Source organism: Kitasatospora sp. NPDC085464 (genome assembly GCF_044541955.1).
Classification (GTDB): Bacteria; Actinomycetota; Actinomycetes; order Streptomycetales; family Streptomycetaceae; genus Kitasatospora.
Genome location: NZ_JBITTM010000040.1, coordinates 35,484 through 54,306, shown reverse-complemented (window position 1 = coordinate 54,306; position 18,823 = coordinate 35,484). Strand labels below are relative to the sequence as shown.

Here is an 18,823-nt window from a genome sequence, read left to right as displayed (position 1 = left end):
TGGGTCTCCCCATCTGTCGTCGAACCTGAGAGCTTCACCGCCCGCCGGCCCGCAGCTGTTTCCAGCTTGGGGGACAGCATGGCGGCTTGCACCGTGGGTGGGCGCGCGACAGGGCCGTGCGCCGCTTTCCAGATGTGCCTAACCCGTGCGGTAGGGGGGCCTGAGAGATTCCGGGGAGGACTTGCTCCTTCGGCGCCGGCTCTGCCGCCACGCTGGCGGCACTCCGGGCTCTCCCGCGCGGGTTCGAGCGGCCGGTATGGAGTTGTGGAGCCCGCGGCGCATGCCGTCGGACGCGCACATCATGGCACGTCCCGGACCGGGAAGGGAGAGGGGACCCGGTCACACGGGAGGAGGGGACCGGGTCGGGCGGGAACGGCGGACCCGACCACCCCGCGCCGTCCCGAACACGGGCCCTAGACTGCTCCGCGTCGGCGCAGCAGAGGGCGGCCGACCGGCAGAGGGCGGAATCGGCGGCGCATGGGGTACCCGGTGGAGCAGCAGCAGGGGTGGGGCGGTCCCGAGGGGGCACCGTCGGGTGGCACGTGGCCGGCCAACGAGCTGGAGCAGGTGCTGACCGCGGCCATGGGCGACCCGGGCGCGACGCCGCGGGTGATCGAGGTGCTGGCCCGCAGCCAGGTGTGGGTGCCGCTGCCGGCCGGGGCCGACCCGCAGGGGCAGGCGCTGGACCTGCCGATCATCGAGCTGGGCGGCGACCCGTACGTGCCGGTGTTCTCCTCGCAGGAGGTGTTCCTGCAGCAGGCGCCGGGGATGGCCTTCGCGATCGCGCCGGTCTGGGAGTTCGCCCGCGGGCTGCCGCTGGGCGTGGGCATCGCGGTGAACCCGGAGGCGGCGGTGGGCATCCCCGTGCCGCCGCAGGGCGTGGCCGAGCTGCGCCGCGGTCCGCGCGAGGACCGTTGGGAGGGCACGGAGGATCCGGCGGCGCCGACCGGCGGCCGGGTGGCGTTGCGCGAGCCGGTGCCGGGCGAGGACCCGGAGCACTTCCTGGCCGCCTGCCGGGCCGAACTTTCGGCCCTTCCCGGGGTGTTGACCGCGCGCCGGGCGCTGGCCAGCATCGAGGGCGAGCCGACCGTGATGTTCGTGGGCGTCCAGTTGGATCCGGCGGCCCCGGCCGAGCCGGCCGCGGTGAACGACGCGCTCGGCCGAGCGCTGGGAACCGCGCCGCTGCCGGGTGGCGTCCACCTCGTACTGCTCGACCTCGCCGACGACCCGGTGGTCGAGTGGCTGCTCACCCGGGTAATGCCTTTCTACACGCGGGTGTGAGCGGGGTTCGTTCGTAGGCACGTCGCCGTGGCGGTGGCCGGTGCCGCGCCATAGGGTGCGTGCAGACGGCCGACGGGCCGGCGGGTTCGAGGAAAGAGGCGCGGCGAGGTGGGCGCATGAGTGCGGGAACGGGAGCGGGCGGGGCGCCGGGGCCCTGGGGCCAGGCCCCGGCCGGGCACCCGGGAGCGGACCCCGGCGTGTTGGAGCACGCCCTGCGCGAGGTCGCGCCGGAGCGCTACGACGCGTACGAGCGACTGCTGCACGCGCTGGCGGACGGCCGGGTCTGGATGCTGCTCTGGCACGGCACGCCGGGCAGTCCGGACGCGCAGTACGGGAACATGGAGATCAGCGGCCACGGCTACGCGCCGGCCGTCACCTCGCCCGAGCAGCTCGCCGCGTCCGGCTGGGCGCGGGCCCACGAGGTCATCTCCGGCCGGGAGATCGCCGCGTCGCTGTACCGCACCCGCTGGGGCCTGTGGCTCAACCCGCACGCCCCCGGTGGCGGTGTCGGCGTGCCCTGGGCCGACCTGCGGCGGATCGCCGCGGGCCTGGACCGGCTGCCGGCCGGTCCGCTGAAGCTGAGCGAGCCGCAGGTCAACGCGCAGCCGTTCTTCGCGCTGCTGGAGCGGCAGGCCGGTGAGGTGCGCGCGGTGCGGGCGCTGCGCCGGGCCTGGGTGCAGCCGGCGGTGGGGGAGCCGTACCTGGCGATCGGCCTGGACCTGTACGAGAGTTCTCCGCCCGCGGTGGAGGCGGTGCGCGCCCTGATGCAGCGGGCGATCGCGGTGGCCCCGGAGGGGCTCGCGGTGTCCACGGTGGCGATGTCGGACGAGTACGACCCGGTGGCGCTGTGGATGCGCGCCAACTCGCGGCCGTTCTTCGACCGGGAGTCCGGGCGCCCGGCGACCGGTCCGTACCCGCCGGTGCCGCCGCCCGCGTACCCGGGGCCGTCGATGCCGGGGCAGCCGACGCCGGGGTGGGCGTACGGCACGCAGGCACCTGCGCCGGGCTGGCAGCAGCAGCCCCAGCAGCCGTGGCCGGGCTACCCCGGGCGCTGATTGCCAAACCCGAAATCCTTGCCACGAAGCCGACTTGATTGTCCATCAAGTCGGCTTCGATGCTTTCCGGACGGATTTCCGGATATGAGGTCCGGCCATCTTGACATGCCTGTTACAGCCATGTGAAGAGGTATATGCCGGAGATCGGGGAGATGCATGCCTGCAGATCACAGTTGGGCATCTGTCGGTTGTCAGGGCTGGCGCAAGCCAGTTCGCATGGCAGAGAGTTCTGCGCAACGCACCGCGCGTCCTGGAACCCCACAAAGGTGAGCGCGCACGCCGACCGCTCGTCCACGCGAAGCCCATGCCGCGTGGCGACAGTGCCCGTGCACGAAGCACTGTCGCGAACACCCGCTCCTCCTACAGCTTTCGCACGTCCGCAGCCGCACCGCCGAAGCCGGCGACCGGCACCCGTGGGCCGGCCACCGTCGGCGAGGGGACCAACTGACCATGACCGCATCCGTGACCACCGCCGGGAACGAGCCGGAGGCAGCCGCCGCCCCGAGCCCGGCCAAGAAGATCGAGGGCCGCTCCCTCGGCCAGATCGCCTGGACGCGCTTCAAGCGCGACAAGGCCGCCGTCATCGGCGGCGTCGTGGTGATCCTGCTGATCCTGCTCGCCGTGCTGGCCAAGCCGATCGAGTCGATGTTCGGGCTCGACCCGGACGCCCTCCACCAGGACCTGCTGGACGCCGACCTCGGCGGTCTGCCGCTCGGCGACTGGGGCGGCATGAGCGGGGACCACCCGCTCGGCATCGACCCGCTGCAGGGCCGGGACCTGCTCACCCGTGTGATCGAGGGCTCCTGGGTCTCCCTGCTGGTCGCCTTCGGCGCGACCGTGCTGTCCAACACCATCGGCACCGTGCTCGGCATCATGGCCGGCTACTACGGCGGCTGGGTGGACACGCTGATCAGCCGGATCATGGACGTCTTCCTGGCCTTCCCGCTGCTGCTGTTCGCGATCGCCATCTCGACCTCGCTGCAGGGCGGTGCGTTCGGCCTGCACGGTCTGCCGCTGCACATCATGGTGCTGATCTTCGTCATCGGCTTCTTCAACTGGCCCTACATGGGCCGGATCGTACGCGGACAGACGCTCTCCCTGCGCGAGCGGGAGTTCGTGCACGCGGCCCGCAGCCTCGGCGCCCGCGGCCCGTTCATCCTGTTCAAGGAGCTGCTGCCGAACCTGGTCGGTCCGATCCTGGTCTACTCGACCCTGCTGATCCCGACCAACATCCTCTTCGAAGCCGGACTGAGCTTCCTCGGCGTCGGCATCCAGCCCCCGCAGGCCTCCTGGGGCGGGATGCTCCAGGACGCGATCCGGTACTACCAGGTGGACCCCCAGTACATGGTGGTCCCCGGTCTGGCGATCTTCATCACCGTGCTCGCCTTCAACCTGCTCGGCGACGGGCTGCGCGACGCCCTCGATCCCAAGAGCAACTGACTCCGGACAGCTGACTCCGCAGCTGACTCCGCGTCAGGACCCTCCACCGCCTCCACATCCCCAAGGGGTTGATCTCTCCCATGCGTAGGTCCCGTACCGTCGCCCTGACCGCGGCGGCCGCCGCCGCGGTCCTGGTCGTGACCGGCTGCTCCAGCTCGCCGAAGAAGAGCGACGACAACTCGTCCTCCGCATCGGGTGGCGGAGCCAACGCGGCCACCAAGAACATCGTCAACGCCTCGGACAAGAAGGGCGGGACGGTCACCTTCGAGATGAAGGGCACCCCGGACTCGCTCGACCCGGGCAACACGTACTACGCGTACATCTACAACTTCTCGCGCCTGTACGCCCGCCCGCTGACCACCTTCAACCCGGCCGCGGGCGAGGACGGCAACAAGCTCGTCCCGGACCTCGCCGAGTCGATGGGCCAGCCCAGCGCGGACGGCCTGACCTGGACGTACAAGCTGCGCCAGGGCCTGAAGTACGACGACGGCACCCCGATCTCCTCGAAGGACGTCAAGTACGCCGTCGAGCGCTCCAACTTCGCGCCGGACGTGAACTCCAACGGCCCGACCTACTTCCACGACCTGCTGGTCGACAACGACACGCCGTACGCGGGCCCGTACAAGGACAAGGCCGGCGGCCTGAACTCGATCGAGACGCCGGACGACACCACGATCGTCTTCCACCTGAAGCACCCGTTCGCGGACTTCGACTACCTGGTCAGCGCCCCGCAGACCGCGCCGGTCCCGCAGGCCAAGGACACCGGTGCCGACTACGTGAAGCACATCGTGTCCTCGGGCTCCTTCAAGTTCGAGTCCTACGAGGACGGCAAGCAGGCCGTCCTGGTGCCCAACACCAACTGGGACAAGAGCACCGACCCGATCCGGAAGCAGCTTCCGGAGAAGATCGTGCTCAAGATGAACATCGACCAGGCCACCATCGACAAGGACCTGCTGGCCGGCAACGCCCAGGTCGACCTGGTGGGCGGCGGCGTCGACCCGCAGACCCAGGCGCAGATCCTGCAGAACCCGAAGCTGAAGGCCAGCACCGACAACGCCTACGGCGGCCGTCTGGTCTACCTGGCGATCAACTCCAAGGTCGCGCCGTTCGACAACGTCGACTGCCGCAAGGCCGTCCAGTTCGCGATCGACAAGGTCTCGGTGCAGACCGCCGAGGGCGGCCCGATCCGCGGCCAGATCGCCAACACGGTGCTCCCGCCGGACATCCCGGGCCACCAGGACTTCAACGCGTTCGAGACCAAGGACAACAAGGGTGACGAGGCCAAGGCCAAGGACGCCCTGAAGGCCTGCGGCAAGGACAGCATCAACACCGTCATCTCGGCCCGCACCGAGCGCGCCACCGAGGTCGCCGCGGCCACCTCGATCCAGGCCGCGCTGAAGAAGGTCGGCATCAACGCCGAGATCCAGCAGTACCCGCAGGGCAAGTACCTGACCGACAGCGCCGGTGCCCCGCAGTTCACCCAGGACCACAACATCGGTCTGATGATGATGCAGTGGGGTGCCGACTGGCCGACCGGCTACGGCTTCCTGCAGCAGATCGTCGACGGCCGCGCGATCAAGCCCTCCGGCAACAGCAACCTGTCCCAGCTGGACGACCCGTCGGTCAACAAGCTGCTCGACGACGCCGCCGTCAACCCGGACAAGGCGGCCCGCGAGAAGATCTACGGCGACATCGACAAGAAGGTCATGGACCAGGCGGTCATCGTCCCGCTGACCTACTTCAAGGTCTTCCTGTACCGCCCGGACAACGCCACCAACCTGGCCTCCACGCCGGCGTTCTCGGGTGAGTACGACTACCTGAACATCGGCACCACCAAGTAAGAGCCTGGCTCCGCATCCCTGAAGGCAGGTGAAGGCAGCGGCGCCCGCCGCCGTCCGGAAGATCCCGGACGGCGGCGGGCCGCCGGAGCCGCCCAACTGTGTTTGCCTACATCATCCGCAGGATCTTCGCGGCGGTGCTACTGCTGCTGGTCGTCAGCGCGGTCACCTTCGCGATCTTCTTCCTGCTCCCGCGCGTCGCCGGCGAGACGGCCGACCAACTGGCCGCCCAGTACATCGGGAAGAACCCCTCACCCGAGGCGATCGCCGCGGTCAAGCAGAACCTCGGCCTCGACCAGCCGCTGTACACCCAGTACTGGAACTTCCTCAAGGGGCTGGTCAGCGGCGCCGAGTACAAGTTCGGGCCGGAACCGGCCACCTGCCACGTGCCCTGCTTCGGCTACTCCTTCAAGAACCACCTGGAGGTCTGGCCCGAGCTGTCCAAGCGGATCCCGGTCACCATCTCGCTCGCCATCGGCGCGGCCGTGCTCTGGCTGGTCTCCGGCGTCGCCACCGGCGTCGTCTCCGCCCTCAAGCCGCGGTCGATCTTCGACCGGCTCTCCATGGGCGTGGCCCTCGCCGGCGTCTCGCTGCCGGTCTTCTTCACCGGCGCGCTGCTGCTCACGCTGTTCAGCTACGAGTGGCCGATCCTGGACAACCTGCAGTACGTCGACTTCACCGACAACCCGCTGATGTGGGCCCGCAACCTGATCCTCCCCTGGATCTCGCTGGCCTTCCTCTACTCCGCGCTCTACGCCCGGCTCACCCGCGCCGGAATGCTGGAGACGATGAGCGAGGACTACATCCGCACCGCCCGGGCCAAGGGCCTGGCCGAGCGCAAGGTCGTCACCCGGCACGGGCTGCGCGCCGCGCTCACCCCGATCGTCACCATCTTCGGCATGGACCTCGGGCTGCTGCTCGGCGGCGCGCTGATCACCGAGCAGGTCTTCTCGCTCCAGGGCGTCGGCCAGTTCGCCGTCCAGGCGATCTCCGACAACGACCTGCCCAAGATCCTCGGCGTCACCCTGCTCGCCGCCTTCTTCATCGTCGCCTGCAACCTCGTGGTCGACCTCCTGTACGCCCTCGTCGACCCCCGGGTGAGGCTCTCGTGACCGAGCTCCAGAAGACCACGGCAGCCGCCGCTCCCGCTCCCGCACCGTCCGGCGACCCGTTCCTGTCCGTGCGGGACCTGCGGATCCACTTCGACACCGACGACGGTCTGGTCCGCTCGGTGGACGGCGTCAGCTTCGACCTGCACAAGGGACGCACCCTCGGCATCGTCGGCGAGTCCGGCTCCGGCAAGTCCGTCACCTCGCTGGGCATCATGGGCCTGCACCGTTCCAAGCGGGCCCGGATCAGCGGCGAGATCCGGCTGAACGGCGAGGACCTGATCGCGGCCGGCCCGGACCGGGTGCGCCAACTGCGCGGCCGTGAACTGGCGATGATCTTCCAGGACCCGCTGACCGCGATGCACCCCTACTACACGGTGGGGCAGCAGATCGTCGAGGCCTACCGGGTGCACCACCCCGAGGCCAACAAGAAGAAGGCCCGGGCCCGCGCGATCGAGATGCTCGACCGCGTCGGCATCCCGCAGCCCGACCGCCGGGTGGACGACTACCCGCACCAGTTCTCCGGCGGCATGCGCCAGCGCGCGATGATCGCCATGGCGCTGGTCAACGACCCCTCCCTGCTGATCGCCGACGAGCCCACCACCGCCCTGGACGTCACCGTCCAGGCGCAGATCCTGGACCTCATCCGCGACCTCCAGGAGGAGTTCGGCTCCGCCGTCATCATCATCACCCACGACCTCGGGGTGGTCGCCGAACTGGCCGACGACATCCTGGTCATGTACGGCGGCAAGTGCATCGAGCGCGGCCCGGCCGAGACCCTCTTCGACGCGCCCGAACACCCCTACACCTGGGGCCTGCTGGGCTCGATGCCGCGCCTGGACCGGGAACTGCAGGACCGGCTCGTCCCGGTCAAGGGCACCCCGCCCAGCCTGATCAACGTGCCGACGGGCTGCGCCTTCCACCCGCGCTGTGCGTACGCCGCCCTGACCGACGGACGCTCCACGAGCGACCTCCCGGTGCTGGCCGAGGCGGCGCCCGGGCACTTCGCGGCCTGTCACCTGCCGGCCGACGAGCGGCACCGCATCTTCGCCGAAGAGATCGCGCCCCGGCTGTGAGCCCGGCCTCGTACCACCTTTCTGGAGAGAACCGATGACGGACACTCAGGCGAGCCAGGCGGCGGCGATCCCGTCGCCGGCACCTGCCTCCGACCGCGAGCCGCTGCTGAAGGTGACCGGCCTGGCACGGCACTTCCCGATCCGCAGCGGGCTGCTGCGGCGCCAGACCGGCGCGGTGCGGGCCGTCGACGGCATCGACTTCACCGTCAACGCCGGCGAGACGCTCGGTGTCGTCGGCGAGTCCGGCTGCGGCAAGTCGACCATGGGCCGACTGGTCACCAGGCTCGACGAACCGACCGGCGGGAAGATCGAGTTCGAGGGCACCGACATCACCCACCTGAGCGTCGGGGCGATGCGACCGCTGCGCCGCGACATCCAGATGATCTTCCAGGACCCGTACTCCTCGCTGAACCCGCGGCACACCGTCGGCACCATCGTCGGCGCGCCGTTCAAGCTGCAGGACGCGGTGCCGGCGGGCGGGCTCAAGAAGGCCGTCCAGGAACTGCTGGAGCTGTGCGGCCTCAGCCCCGAGCACTACAACCGCTACCCGCACGAGTTCTCCGGCGGCCAGCGCCAGCGCATCGGCATCGCCCGGGCGCTCGCGCTGAAGCCGAAGATGATCGTCGCGGACGAGCCGGTCTCGGCCCTGGACGTCTCCATCCAGGCGCAGGTGGTCAACCTGCTGGACGACCTCCAGCAGGAGCTCGGCCTGACCTACCTGATCATCGCGCACGACCTCTCGGTGGTCCGGCACGTCTCGGACCGGGTGGCGGTGATGTACCTCGGCAAGGTCGTGGAGATCGCCGACCGGGACTCGCTCTACCGCACCCCGATGCACCCGTACACCAACGCGCTGATGTCCGCGGTGCCGGTCCCCGACCCGCGCCGCCGCCAGAGCGCCGGGCGCGAGCGGATCCTGCTCACCGGCGACGTCCCCTCGCCGATCAACCCGCCCAGCGGCTGCCGCTTCCGCACCCGCTGCTGGAAGGCCCAGGAGATCTGCGCCACCCAGGAGCCGCCGCTGACCGCGCTGAAGACCGGGCACCAGGTGGCGTGTCACTTCCCCGAGCACAGCGAGGGGAACGACCGGCGCAGCCCGGAGAACGCCGGGCCGGCAGCGGAGGAAGCCTCCTCCTGACACCGCAGGCGGAGGGGAGGATTCCGGACAAGTCATAGTTGTGTGGTGACCTCGCAGATCTTCCCCTCCGACGTGCAGCAGTCGCTGGACCTCGTCGGCATCTTCGTCTTCGCCCTCTCCGGGGGCCTGCTCGCCGTCCGCAAGAACATGGACATCTTCGGGATCTGTGTGCTGGCCGAGGTCACGGCCCTCGGCGGCGGAGTCATGCGCGACCTGGTGATCGGGGCGACCCCGGTCGCCGCGTTCACCAACCTCGGGTACTTCGTGACCCCGCTCGTCGCCGCGCTGGTGGTGTTCTTCCTGCACCCCGAGGTCGAGCGGATCAACCGCGCCGTGCAGACCCTGGACGCCCTCGGGCTCGGACTGTTCTGCGTCACCGGCACCGCCAAGGCGCACGACTTCGGGCTCGGCGCGGTCGCGTCGATCGCGCTCGGCATGGTCACCGCGGCCGGCGGCGGCGTGATCCGCGACGTCCTCGCGGGGGAGATCCCCTCGCTGCTGCGCTGGGACCGGGAGATCTACGCCGTTCCGGCCCTGGTGGGCGCCGCCCTGGTCGCGGTGCTGATCGGTGCGGACCGGCTCACCGGCGTGACCGGCACCGCCGCCGCGCTCACCGCCTTCGGCCTGCGGATGCTCGCCCTGAAGTACGGCTGGCGTGCCCCGCGGGCTTGGCACCGCAACGGTTCTCGCACCAGCGAGGAGTAGGCGAACCGCCGTACGCGAGCGAGATCGCCTCGGCCGTGCACAGCAGTTCCGGCACCATCCGGGCGAGTTCGGCCGCGGGCACCTCGGCGGCCGGGGCGCTCAGCGCGCAGGCCGCGACCGTCCGACCGCCGCTGCCCGCGACCGGCGCGGCCACGCAGGTCACCGGCTCCCGGTGCTCGGCCGACTCCGCCGCCCAGCCCCGGCGGCGCACCGCCGCCAGCTCGGGCTCCTCGGGCACGCCGTCCGCCGGCAGCCCGGCCAGCAGCACCCGGCCCACCGCCGTGCCCGTCACCGGGGCCCGCCGCCCGATCCGGGACGGCCCGGCGGCCGCCGGGCCGGCCACCTCGTCCAGGTACAGCACCTCGCCGTCGTGCAGCACGGCGAGCCGGACGGTGAACCCGCAGCGGGCGTTGAGCTCGGCCAGGTACGGCGCGGCCACCTGCCGGACGTCGAAGTCCTCCAGCGCCCGGTGGGCCAGCGACAGCACCCGGCCGCCGAGCCGGTAGCGCAGGTCGGGCTGCCGCCGGGCGAAGCCGTGCTCCTCCAGGGTGCGCAACAGCCGCAGCGCGGTGGACTTGTGCACCCCGAGGCTGGTCGCGGCCTGGTCGAGGGAGAGCGGTGCCTCGCCGAGCGCGCCGAGCAGGGTCAGCGCGCGGTCGACCGACTGCGTCATGGCGCCCCCGTGGTTCCGGCTGAGAAGTGGCGTCAGGCTAACCGCTGGGTGGTGCAGTGGTACAAACCAGTGCCGGACACGGTCGTCCGGCAGCGGTGCAGACCACTGCCCGGCGCCGCGCCGGATCGTACGCGCGATGGCCGGATCGATGCGCAGGCCTGGAGGGCTGCGCGGTGCGGCCCTCTACAATCGGATGGTTATGCCATACCTGGACCATGCGGCGACCACGCCGATGCTGCCCGAGGCGATCGCCGCGATGACGGCGCACCTGGGGGTGGTCGGCAACGCCTCGGCCCTGCACGCGGCCGGCCGCCGGGCCCGCCGGGTGGTCGAGGAGTCCCGCGAGTCGCTGGCCGAGTCGCTGGGCGCCCGGCCGAGCGAGATCGTCTTCACCGGCGGCGGCACCGAGTCGGACAACCTGGCGGTCAAGGGCCTCTACTGGGCCCGCCGGGACGCCGACCCGGCCCGCACCCGGGTGCTGAGCAGCCCCGTCGAGCACCACGCGGTGCTGGACGCGGTGCACTGGCTCTCCGAGCACGAGGGCGCGTCCGTCGAGTACCTGCCGGTGGACCCGTACGGGCGGGTGCACCCGGAGGCGCTGCGCGCCGCGATCGAGCGGGACCCGGCGTCCGTGGCGCTGGTCACCGTGATGTGGGCCAACAACGAGGTCGGCACCGTCCAGCCGGTGCGCGAACTCGCCGCCGTCGCGACCGAGTACGGCATCCCGATGCACGCCGACGCGGTGCAGGCACTCGGTCAGCTCCCGGTCTCCTTCGCCGAGTCGGGGCTCACCGCACTCACCGTCACCGGCCACAAGATCGGCGGCCCGTTCGGCATCGGCGCGCTGCTGCTCTCCCGCGGCGCCAAGCCCGTACCGCTGCTGCACGGCGGCGGACAGGAACGCGACGTCCGCTCCGGCACCCTGGACGCCCCCGGCGCCGCCGGCTTCGCGGCCGCCGCGGCGTGGGCCGTCGCGCACCGGGAAGAGCAGGCGGTGCTGCTCGGCGGGCTCCGGGACTCACTGGTCTCGGCGGTGCTGGCCGCGGTGCCCGACGCGGTGCTCAACGGCGACCCGGAGCCCGGCGGCCGGCTGCCCGCCAACGCCCACTTCTCCTTCCCCGGCTGCGAGGGCGACGCACTGCTGATGCTGCTCGACGCGGCCGGCATCGAGTGCTCGACCGGCTCCGCGTGCACCGCCGGGGTGCCGCAGCCCAGCCACGTCCTGCTCGCCATGGGCGTCGATCCGCTGCTGGCGCGTGCGTCGCTGCGGTTCTCGCTCGGGCACACCTCGGTGCCGGAGGACGTCACGGCGCTCGCGGAGGCCATCGGGCCGGTCGTCCAGCGGGCGCGCAACGCCGGGCTGGCGTCGGTGCGGCGGTAGGAATCACCGGGGCGGGCATGTTCGGCGGCCACGTACTCTTGTAGTCACCATGACTGACTTCCCGGGTGCCCCGACCACTCCGTCCACCGGCCGTCTGCGCGTGCTCGCGGCGATGTCCGGCGGAGTCGACTCCGCCGTCGCCGCCGCCCGCGCCGTCGAAGCGGGGCACGAGGTGACCGGCGTCCACCTGGCGCTGTCCGCCAACCCGCAGTCCTTCCGGACCGGGGCCCGCGGCTGCTGCACCATCGAGGACTCCCGGGACGCCTGGCGGGCCGCCGACGTGATCGGCATCCCCTTCTACGTGTGGGACCTCGCCGAGCGCTTCCGCGAGGACGTCATCGACGACTTCGTCGCCGAGTACGCCGCCGGCCGCACGCCCAACCCGTGCCTGCGCTGCAACGAGAAGATCAAGTTCGCCGCGCTGCTGGACAAGGCGATCGCGCTCGGCTTCGACGCCGTCTGCACCGGCCACTACGCCCGCATCGTCGACCTCCCGGACGGCTCCCGCGAGCTGCACCGCGCCGTCGACGGCGCCAAGGACCAGTCGTACGTGCTCGGTGTGCTCGACGCCGACCAGCTCGCCCACTCGCTCTTCCCGCTCGGCGACACCACCAAGGACGCCATCCGCGAGGAGGCCGAGCGCCGGGGCCTGGCGGTCGCGAAGAAGCCCGACAGTCACGACATCTGCTTCATCGCGGACGGCGACACCCAGGGCTTCCTGGCCAAGCACCTCGGCACGGCGACCGGCGACATCCTCGACGTCGACGGCACCAAGCTCGGCGAGCACGACGGCGCGTACGGCTTCACCATCGGCCAGCGCAAGGGCCTGCGGATCGGCCGCCCGGCGGCGGACGGCAAGCCCCGGTACGTGCTGGACATCTCGCCGGTGAACAACACCGTGACGGTCGGCCCGGTCGAGGGCCTCGACGTGACCGGGCTGACCGCCATCCGCCCCCGCTGGTGCGGCACCGAGCCGCTGGCGGACGGCCGTTACACCGCCCAGCTGCGCGCCCACGGCGAAGAGGTGCCGGTCTCCGCCTCGGTGGTCGACGGTGAGCTGCGCGTCCGGCTGGACACCCCGGTCCGGGGCATCGCGCCCGGCCAGGCGGTGGTGCTGTACGACGGCACCCGGGTCGTCGGCTCCGCGACGATCGCCACCACCGAACGCCCGGCCGTCAACGCCTGAAGCGGACGGCGCGGCGTCATCCACGGGGATGACGCCGCTGGATCCTCCGGATGACCACGGCCCGGGATTGCATCAACCGGGCTGATTCGAGGGCCCCGGCCGCGAACCTAGTCTCGCGGTCATGAACCGATCCCGCCGCATCGCGGCCCTCGCGGCCCTCCTCCTCGCCCTGCCCCTCCCGACGGCCGGGGCCGCCATGGCCTCGCCGTCGTCGCCGTCTTCGTCGTTGTCCGCTGCTGCGCCCGGCGCGGTGACCCCGGCCGCCTTCCACGGTGAACTGCCGCGCCCCACCGGGCCGTACGCGGTCGGCGAGGAGGTGCTGCACCTGACCGACCAGGGCCGCACCGACCCGTGGGTGCCCTCGGCAGGCCCGCGGCAGGTGGCGGTGTCGATGTTCTACCCCGCCCGGCAGGGCACCGGCGTCCCCGCTCCCTACATGACCCTCGGCGAGGCCCAGGGCTTCGTGGCGACGCGGGTCCCGCCGGGCACCGGACTCCGGCCGCAGGACCTCGCGGACACCGTGACCCACGCCTCCACCGGGGCGAAGGCCGCCGGCGGGAAGTACCCGCTGGTCGTCCTCTCCCCGGGCTTCGAGAACCCCCGTGCCACGCTGACCGGCCTGGCCACCGACCTGGCCTCCCACGGCTACGTCGTGGCCCTGGTCGGCCACACCTACGAGGACTCCGGCGAGACGCTCGCCGACGGCACCACCCCGGGCTGCGCGCTGTGCGACAGCGGCGCCCCGGACACCCTCCCCGACAGCCGGGCGAAGGACGTCTCGTTCGTCCTGGACCGGCTGACCGGGCACGACCCCGCCTGGCGCCTGTCGCACCTGATCGACCGCGACCGCATCGGCATGGCCGGGCACTCCATCGGCGGCGCGTCGGCGCTGACGGCGATGGCCGAGGACCGGCGGATCCGGGCCGGGGTGAACATGGACGGATCGTTCTTCCCGCCCGTCCCGGCCGACACGCTGGCCGGACGCTCGTTCCTGCTGCTCGGCAAGCAGAGCAACCACACCGCCGACGGCGGGGACCCGTCCTGGGGGCAGGCCTGGGCCGGCTGGAAGGGCTACAAGCCCTGGCTGGCCGTCACGGGCACCAACCACGCGAGCTTCACGGACATCCCGGTGCTGGCCGCAGGGATCGGCCTGCCGATGCCTCCGGACACGACCACGTCGCCCGAGCGCGGCATGCAGCTGACCCGGGAGTACGTCGGAGCCTTCCTCGACCGCACCCTGAAGGGCCTCCACCCGCCCCTGCTCGACGGCCCGTCGGCGGCCAACCCGGAGGTGCTGTTCCAGCACCCGTGAGCGGTGCCCGCGCGGGTCACTCGGGGCCCGGCCGTCCGGTGCGGACGGCCGGGCCCGATCAGCGCTGTGGGACGGGGTGGTCGGGGGAGTCCAGCCAGACGTACTGGCCGTCAGGGGTGACGGTCAGGCCGAACCGGTCATGGCCGGGGCGGCCCTGGCCGGACCACCACTGGTACGCGGCCGCGGCCTCGTCCCACAGCCTGCGGGGGCGGTCCGGGTCAGGCCGCTGAGGAGCGTCCGTCCGCACGTGCCTGGTCGGGCTCGGGGGCGCGGTGCGGGGTGAACACGAATGCCGAGGTGTCGCCGTCCAAGTCGATGGTCAGTGATGCATCCAGGGCCTTGGCCAGGCGGGTGAGCAGCGGCAGGGTGGGCGCGGCGTCGCCGCCCTCGATGTTGGAGAGCTGCGGCTGGGTCATTCCTGCGCGCCGCGCCAACTCAGCCTGAGAGAAGCCAAGTTCAGTGCGGCGGTCGTATACGGCCTGGCCAAGTGCAAACGCGTATCCGGCTTCCAAGTAGGCCGGGGACTCCTCGACCGACTCTCCGAGGAGCCTCTTGGTCCGGCGGGTCTTCCACTGCGAGTGGTTCACAGGCTTTCCTCCTTGATCCGGTCATAGCTGTGCTCGGCGGGACCATGGTCCGCCTCGCATGCCTTCTGTGCCTGGTGGGCGCGCTCGACCTCGGCCGTCTCGCGCTGCCTGGTCTTGCGGAACACCGTCAGCAACACGATTCGCCGCTCGGGGGTGAGCCAGTATGTGATGCGTACGGCGTTGCCGTCCATGGTGAAGCGCAGCTCGCGCAGTTTGCCCCCGAGGTGGCGGGTGTACGGCTCCCCGAGCGTGGTTGGGTGGGCCGCGAGCATGTCGGCCGCCCGCTCAGCTACAGGGGCGGGTTGTCGTCGGCGGTGAACGGGGCGCCGTGGCCGGGGACGATCACGTCGGCCGCCGCGAGCACCCGGCGGCGGGAGGCCCGCAGGACCTCGCGGTCGGGGGCGACCGGGTCGTCGGCCGGGCCGTTCCGGTGCCACCACAGGTCGCCGGCGAAGGCGACGACGCCCGCGTCCGTTCCCGCCAGCAGGGTGATGTCCTCGTGGCTGTGGCCGGGGGTGCGGATGAGGCGCAGGGAGGGGGTGAGTTCGTAGCCTTCGGCGTCGCGGTTGGTCCAGTGGTGGCCCTGGTACTCGACCTTGTGGTCGTGGACCCGGGCCTTCCCGAACAGGCCGACGTTCATGGTGTTGTCCGGGTGGTGGTGACTGAGCACGACATCGGTGATGTCGTCCGGGCCGAGCCCCAACTCGGCGAGCGGGGCGAGGATGTCGTCGTGGGCGGCGACCATGCCCGGGTCGAAGATCACGTGCCGTCCCGCGTCCGCGACGTAGGAGACGGTGGCGGCGACCCCGGGGCCGGTGGAGCCGACGTAGCCGGTGGTCAGGACCTGGTACTGGGCGCTGCGGCCGAGCGGTGCGTCGTTCATGCCCCGATCCTTTCGGACGGGCCCGCCCCCGACGAGTGGCACGGATGCCACTGATCGCAGGAAATGTGCCATCATCCGCGGATGGCATCCACGGCTCCCTTCACGACCGTCGCCGCGTACGTCCCGCCCGGCGTCGGCATGCTGGCCGTCGGCATCGTCGCCGAGGTGTTCGGCCCGCACGGGGAGGCGGCGCCGGGCTTCGACTTCGCCCTCTGCGCGGACCGGACGGGAAGCGTCCCGACCGACCTGGGCGTGCCGATCGCCGTCGAGCACGGCCTGGACCGGCTGGCCGCCGCCGATCTCGTGCTCGCCCTGCCCGGCGCCGGATTCCGTACGCCGCCCCCGCCCGCCGTGCTCGACGCGCTGTCGGCCGCGCACGAGCGCGGTGCGCTGGTCGCCGCCCACTGCGTCGGCACGTTCGCGCTCGCCGCCGCCGGTCTGCTCGCCGGCCGCCGGGCCACCACGCACTGGCGGTTCGCCGGCTTGCTGGCCCGCACCCACCCGGACGTCACCGTCGAACCCGACGCGCTCTACCTCGACGAGGGGCGGATCACCACGGGAGCGGGAGCCGCCGCGGGCTTCGACCTGTGCCTGCACCTGATCAGGCGGGAGCACGGAACGGCCCTGGCCAACCACATCGCCCGGGACATGGTGCTGCCTTCCCACCGCGACGGCGGGCAGGCCCAGTACCTGGCCGTGCCCGTCCCCGAGGACGGCCAGGACGAGCGCCTCGCCGAGGTGCTGGCCTGGGCCCGCGAGCACCTCCACGAGCCGCTGCCGGTCGCGGAGTTGGCGCAGCGGGCGATGATGAGCAAACGCTCCTTCCTCCGCCGCTTCGCCGCGGCCACCGGCACCACCCCGCACGCCTGGCTGCGGGACCTGCGGCTGAGCGGCGCCGAGGAACTCCTGGAGACGACCGACCTGCCGGTCGAGGAGATCGCCCGCCGGGTCGGCTACGGCAGCGCGGCCGTCCTGCGCGAACAGTTCGTCCGCCGCCGCGGAGTCCCGCCCCGCACCTACCGCCGGGCCTTCACCCGGGTGACGAGTCCGGCGGCTACGGTTCCCGAGGCACACCTCCCGGGGAGGGCAACATGAGCTTCTACGAGCAGCACCGCGACTTCATCGAGGAGTTGGAGCGGATCGCCCCGAAAGGCGTCCGGATCGAGTGGTCCGGAGACACACTGATCATGCAGGCGCCGCCGTCCGGCATCCACCAGCTCAACCTGGCCCAGATGCGCCGGCAGTTCGAGCAGCACGCTCCTGACGGCTACCTCCCCAGCGAGCGGAGCCAGATCGTCAGCCCGGACGTCTCCAAGGGACGCGAGCCGGACCTGACGTACCTGCCGGTGGAGGTGCTCTCCGAGGCGGGTAACCAGGCTCCGGCCGCGGAAGCCCTGATTGCGGTGGAGGTCGTCTCGCCGTCAAACCCGGGCAACGACCGGATGGACAAACTGCACGACTACGCCGTGATGCGCATCCCGCTCTACCTCATCGTGGACCCGCGCCAGCAGACGGTGACGCTGTTCTCCGATCCGAACCACGACCGGTACCACACCCGCAGCGACCGGAAGTTCGGCGACGCGATCGGCATTCCGGAGCCCTTCGGCTTCACGCTGAGCCTGTCGAAGCTCGTTCCGTACAAGGACTGAGCCCCGAGCCGGGCTACTGCACCTCGCGGTACCAGCGGCGGTGCACCAGGGGTTCGACGCACAGGACCGCCGCTCCCGCGACCGTGCCGACCAGCAGCGCCGATGCGCCGCCGCCGTCGAGGACCGCGCCGAGGCAGCCCGCCGCAACGGCGAGCGGCCGCAGCAGCGTCAGCGGGCCGAGGCCGATGACCATCGCCAGGGTGCCGGCGCGGAACGGCAGCGTGAAGTAGGCCGCCAGCGACAGCAGTACCGCCACCGCGTAGACGGCCAGCGGGAGCAGGTAGCCGAGAGCGCCGGCGGTCAGGTCGGCGTACGTCCGCGCCCGGTCGGCGGCCGTCACCAGCAGGAGGCCGGCGACCACCGCCGGGGCGGTCAGCAGGACGGCCCCGACCGCGAACCCCCGCCCGGCGGCCCGGAGGTTGCGCCGGTGCTTGCGGATGCGGGCGTCGCGTCCGGCGTAGGCGCGGAAGCCGCTGAAGGCCGAGTCGACCAGGCCCAGCAGCAGGAGGGCGGCGGCGAGCGTCATCGGGCGGCCCCGACCAGGTGCTCGGTCCCGACCAGCCGTCGGGCGCGCCGTCCGAGGGCCTGCCGCAGCGGCTCCTCCAACTGCGGGCGCACCCCGATCACCGGCCGCAGGGTGGTGCAGAACGGGTTGGAAAGCCCGCGCGGCTCGTACACCAGCGCCCGCATGCCGGGCACCGCTGCCACCCGCAGCAGCACCTCGTCGGGGTGCGCCCGCATCGCGGAGACGACGCCGTCGTGGCGGCCGAGGGGGTGGCGCATCCGGGCGCGGTGGAAGACCCAGGCGCCGATGGGCGCCAGGCCGGTCGCGGCGATGTCGAAGTGGCAGAAGGCGAGCGCGGGCGACGCCGCCTGGGCCCGGAAGAACTCCCCGAGGGTGTCCGCGCCGAAGTGGTGGAGCACTCCGGTGGAGACGTAGACCGTGGCGGCTTCCGGCAGTTCGAAGGCGTTGCCGTGGACGAAGCGGCAGTCGAGCCCTTCCGCGCGGGCGAGCCGGTCGGCCTCGCCGACGAGTGCGGCGTTCAGGTCGACGCCGACGAGTTCGACGTCGGGGCCGAGGGCGCCGGTCGCGGCGAGCCAGCGGACCAGGTAGCCGAGGCCGCAGCCGATGTCGACCAGGCGGTACGGCCCGGGGCCTCCGCCACCGGCCCGGATCGCGGTGAACAGCGGGCCGAGCAGGTGGACGAGGCGGTCGCCGATGCTCAGTTCCTCGCTGAGCCGCTGGAGTTCGGTGTGCACGCCGACGAGCAGCCGGTCGACGGCGTCGGGGTCGAGCACGCCGTCGCGGTCGGCGGGCAGCCCGGCGACGATCCGGGCGGCCGGTTCGTCCCCGCCCTCCCGCAGCTGCCGGACGACCTCGTCGCGGGCGACCGGGAGCCGGCGGCCGTCGCGCGGGTCCACGGCCGTGATCAGGTCCGATATCTCCAGTTGGCGCACGCGCAGCACCTTAGGGGCAACCGGTCACCGGGCGTAATGCCGGTGAGTGGGG

General features: G+C 72.0%; 18 protein-coding genes, 1 pseudogene and 1 riboswitch. Of the genes and pseudogenes, 13 read left to right on the top strand and 6 right to left on the bottom strand.

Going from position 1 to position 18,823, the window contains the following annotated elements:
- Positions 1 to 138: 138 nt before the first annotated feature.
- Positions 139 to 246, bottom strand: a riboswitch (glycine riboswitch).
- 231 nt (positions 247 to 477) lie between these two features.
- The 8 genes from ACIGG8_RS31080 (at position 478) to ACIGG8_RS31045 (ending at position 9,642) form a co-directional block, all read left to right on the top strand.
- A complete protein-coding gene (locus ACIGG8_RS31080) occupies positions 478 to 1,281 on the top strand; it encodes an enhanced serine sensitivity protein SseB C-terminal domain-containing protein (RefSeq protein ID WP_396552028.1) in 804 nt (267 codons plus the stop codon).
- Positions 1,282 to 1,397: 116 nt separating this feature from the next.
- Complete coding sequence (locus tag ACIGG8_RS31075) at positions 1,398 to 2,336, top strand: enhanced serine sensitivity protein SseB C-terminal domain-containing protein (RefSeq protein ID WP_350520207.1); 939 nt, start codon at positions 1,398 to 1,400, stop codon at positions 2,334 to 2,336.
- Positions 2,337 to 2,786: 450 nt separating this feature from the next.
- A complete protein-coding gene (locus ACIGG8_RS31070) occupies positions 2,787 to 3,776 on the top strand; it encodes an ABC transporter permease (RefSeq protein ID WP_350520206.1) in 990 nt (329 codons plus the stop codon).
- A gap of 80 nt (positions 3,777 to 3,856) precedes the next feature.
- Positions 3,857 to 5,617 carry an ABC transporter substrate-binding protein gene (locus ACIGG8_RS31065; protein ID WP_350520205.1) on the top strand — a complete coding sequence of 587 codons (1,761 nt, stop codon included), beginning with the start codon at positions 3,857 to 3,859 and terminating at the stop codon, positions 5,615 to 5,617.
- 98 nt (positions 5,618 to 5,715) lie between these two features.
- On the top strand, positions 5,716 to 6,726 hold the full coding sequence (locus ACIGG8_RS31060; RefSeq protein WP_350520204.1) for an ABC transporter permease: 1,011 nt from the start codon (positions 5,716 to 5,718) through the stop codon (positions 6,724 to 6,726).
- Positions 6,723 to 7,799 carry an ABC transporter ATP-binding protein gene (locus ACIGG8_RS31055; RefSeq protein WP_396552027.1) on the top strand — a complete coding sequence of 359 codons (1,077 nt, stop codon included), beginning with the start codon at positions 6,723 to 6,725 and terminating at the stop codon, positions 7,797 to 7,799. The genes ACIGG8_RS31060 and ACIGG8_RS31055 overlap by 4 nt, the downstream gene beginning before the upstream one ends.
- 34 nt (positions 7,800 to 7,833) lie before the next feature.
- Positions 7,834 to 8,937 (top strand): ABC transporter ATP-binding protein, encoded by a 1,104-nt coding sequence (locus ACIGG8_RS31050; RefSeq protein WP_396552026.1) that lies wholly within the window; start codon positions 7,834 to 7,836, stop codon positions 8,935 to 8,937.
- A gap of 45 nt (positions 8,938 to 8,982) precedes the next feature.
- A complete protein-coding gene (locus ACIGG8_RS31045; RefSeq protein ID WP_396552025.1) occupies positions 8,983 to 9,642 on the top strand; it encodes a trimeric intracellular cation channel family protein in 660 nt (219 codons plus the stop codon).
- Here ACIGG8_RS31045 and ACIGG8_RS31040 read toward each other — a convergent pair.
- Positions 9,548 to 10,315 (bottom strand): IclR family transcriptional regulator, encoded by a 768-nt coding sequence (locus ACIGG8_RS31040; RefSeq protein ID WP_350520200.1) that lies wholly within the window; start codon positions 10,313 to 10,315, stop codon positions 9,548 to 9,550. The two genes, ACIGG8_RS31045 and ACIGG8_RS31040, sit on opposite strands and share 95 nt — an antisense overlap.
- 199 nt (positions 10,316 to 10,514) lie before the next feature.
- On the opposite strand from ACIGG8_RS31040, the gene ACIGG8_RS31035 reads away from it, so the two are divergent.
- From ACIGG8_RS31035 to ACIGG8_RS31025, 3 genes are all read left to right on the top strand, one after another.
- A complete protein-coding gene (locus ACIGG8_RS31035; RefSeq protein ID WP_396552024.1) occupies positions 10,515 to 11,696 on the top strand; it encodes a cysteine desulfurase family protein in 1,182 nt (393 codons plus the stop codon).
- A 49-nt stretch (positions 11,697 to 11,745) separates the two neighbouring features.
- A complete protein-coding gene (mnmA, locus tag ACIGG8_RS31030) occupies positions 11,746 to 12,882 on the top strand; it encodes a tRNA 2-thiouridine(34) synthase MnmA (RefSeq protein ID WP_350520198.1) in 1,137 nt (378 codons plus the stop codon).
- A gap of 121 nt (positions 12,883 to 13,003) precedes the next feature.
- Complete coding sequence (locus ACIGG8_RS31025; RefSeq protein WP_396552023.1) at positions 13,004 to 14,194, top strand: alpha/beta hydrolase family protein; 1,191 nt, start codon at positions 13,004 to 13,006, stop codon at positions 14,192 to 14,194.
- A gap of 218 nt (positions 14,195 to 14,412) precedes the next feature.
- Here ACIGG8_RS31025 and ACIGG8_RS31020 read toward each other — a convergent pair whose 3' ends face one another.
- The 3 genes and pseudogenes from ACIGG8_RS31020 to ACIGG8_RS31010 form a co-directional block, all read right to left on the bottom strand.
- Positions 14,413 to 14,781: a helix-turn-helix domain-containing protein gene (locus tag ACIGG8_RS31020; protein ID WP_396552022.1), complete on the bottom strand. Its 369-nt coding sequence runs from the start codon at positions 14,779 to 14,781 to the stop codon at positions 14,413 to 14,415.
- A pseudogene (locus tag ACIGG8_RS31015) lies at positions 14,778 to 15,068 on the bottom strand (type II toxin-antitoxin system RelE/ParE family toxin); the annotation flags it as partial. The gene ACIGG8_RS31020 and the pseudogene ACIGG8_RS31015, both read right to left, overlap by 4 nt.
- Before the next feature lie 2 nt (positions 15,069 to 15,070).
- Positions 15,071 to 15,664 (bottom strand): MBL fold metallo-hydrolase, encoded by a 594-nt coding sequence (locus ACIGG8_RS31010; RefSeq protein WP_396552021.1) that lies wholly within the window; start codon positions 15,662 to 15,664, stop codon positions 15,071 to 15,073.
- 81 nt (positions 15,665 to 15,745) lie between these two features.
- On the opposite strand from ACIGG8_RS31010, the gene ACIGG8_RS31005 reads away from it, so the two are divergent.
- Both ACIGG8_RS31005 and ACIGG8_RS31000 read left to right on the top strand, forming a co-directional pair.
- Entirely contained in the window at positions 15,746 to 16,759 is a 1,014-nt protein-coding gene (locus ACIGG8_RS31005; protein WP_396552020.1) for a GlxA family transcriptional regulator, read from the top strand.
- Positions 16,756 to 17,313 (top strand): Uma2 family endonuclease, encoded by a 558-nt coding sequence (locus ACIGG8_RS31000; protein WP_396552019.1) that lies wholly within the window; start codon positions 16,756 to 16,758, stop codon positions 17,311 to 17,313. The genes ACIGG8_RS31005 and ACIGG8_RS31000 overlap by 4 nt, the downstream gene beginning before the upstream one ends.
- Positions 17,314 to 17,326: 13 nt before the next feature.
- Here ACIGG8_RS31000 and ACIGG8_RS30995 read toward each other — a convergent pair whose 3' ends face one another.
- Both ACIGG8_RS30995 and ACIGG8_RS30990 read right to left on the bottom strand, forming a co-directional pair.
- On the bottom strand, positions 17,327 to 17,839 hold the full coding sequence (locus ACIGG8_RS30995) for a hypothetical protein (protein WP_396552018.1): 513 nt from the start codon (positions 17,837 to 17,839) through the stop codon (positions 17,327 to 17,329).
- Complete coding sequence (locus ACIGG8_RS30990; protein ID WP_396552017.1) at positions 17,836 to 18,771, bottom strand: class I SAM-dependent methyltransferase; 936 nt, start codon at positions 18,769 to 18,771, stop codon at positions 17,836 to 17,838. Before ACIGG8_RS30990 ends, ACIGG8_RS30995 begins: the two co-directional genes overlap by 4 nt.
- Between the last annotated feature and the right edge of the window lie 52 nt (positions 18,772 to 18,823).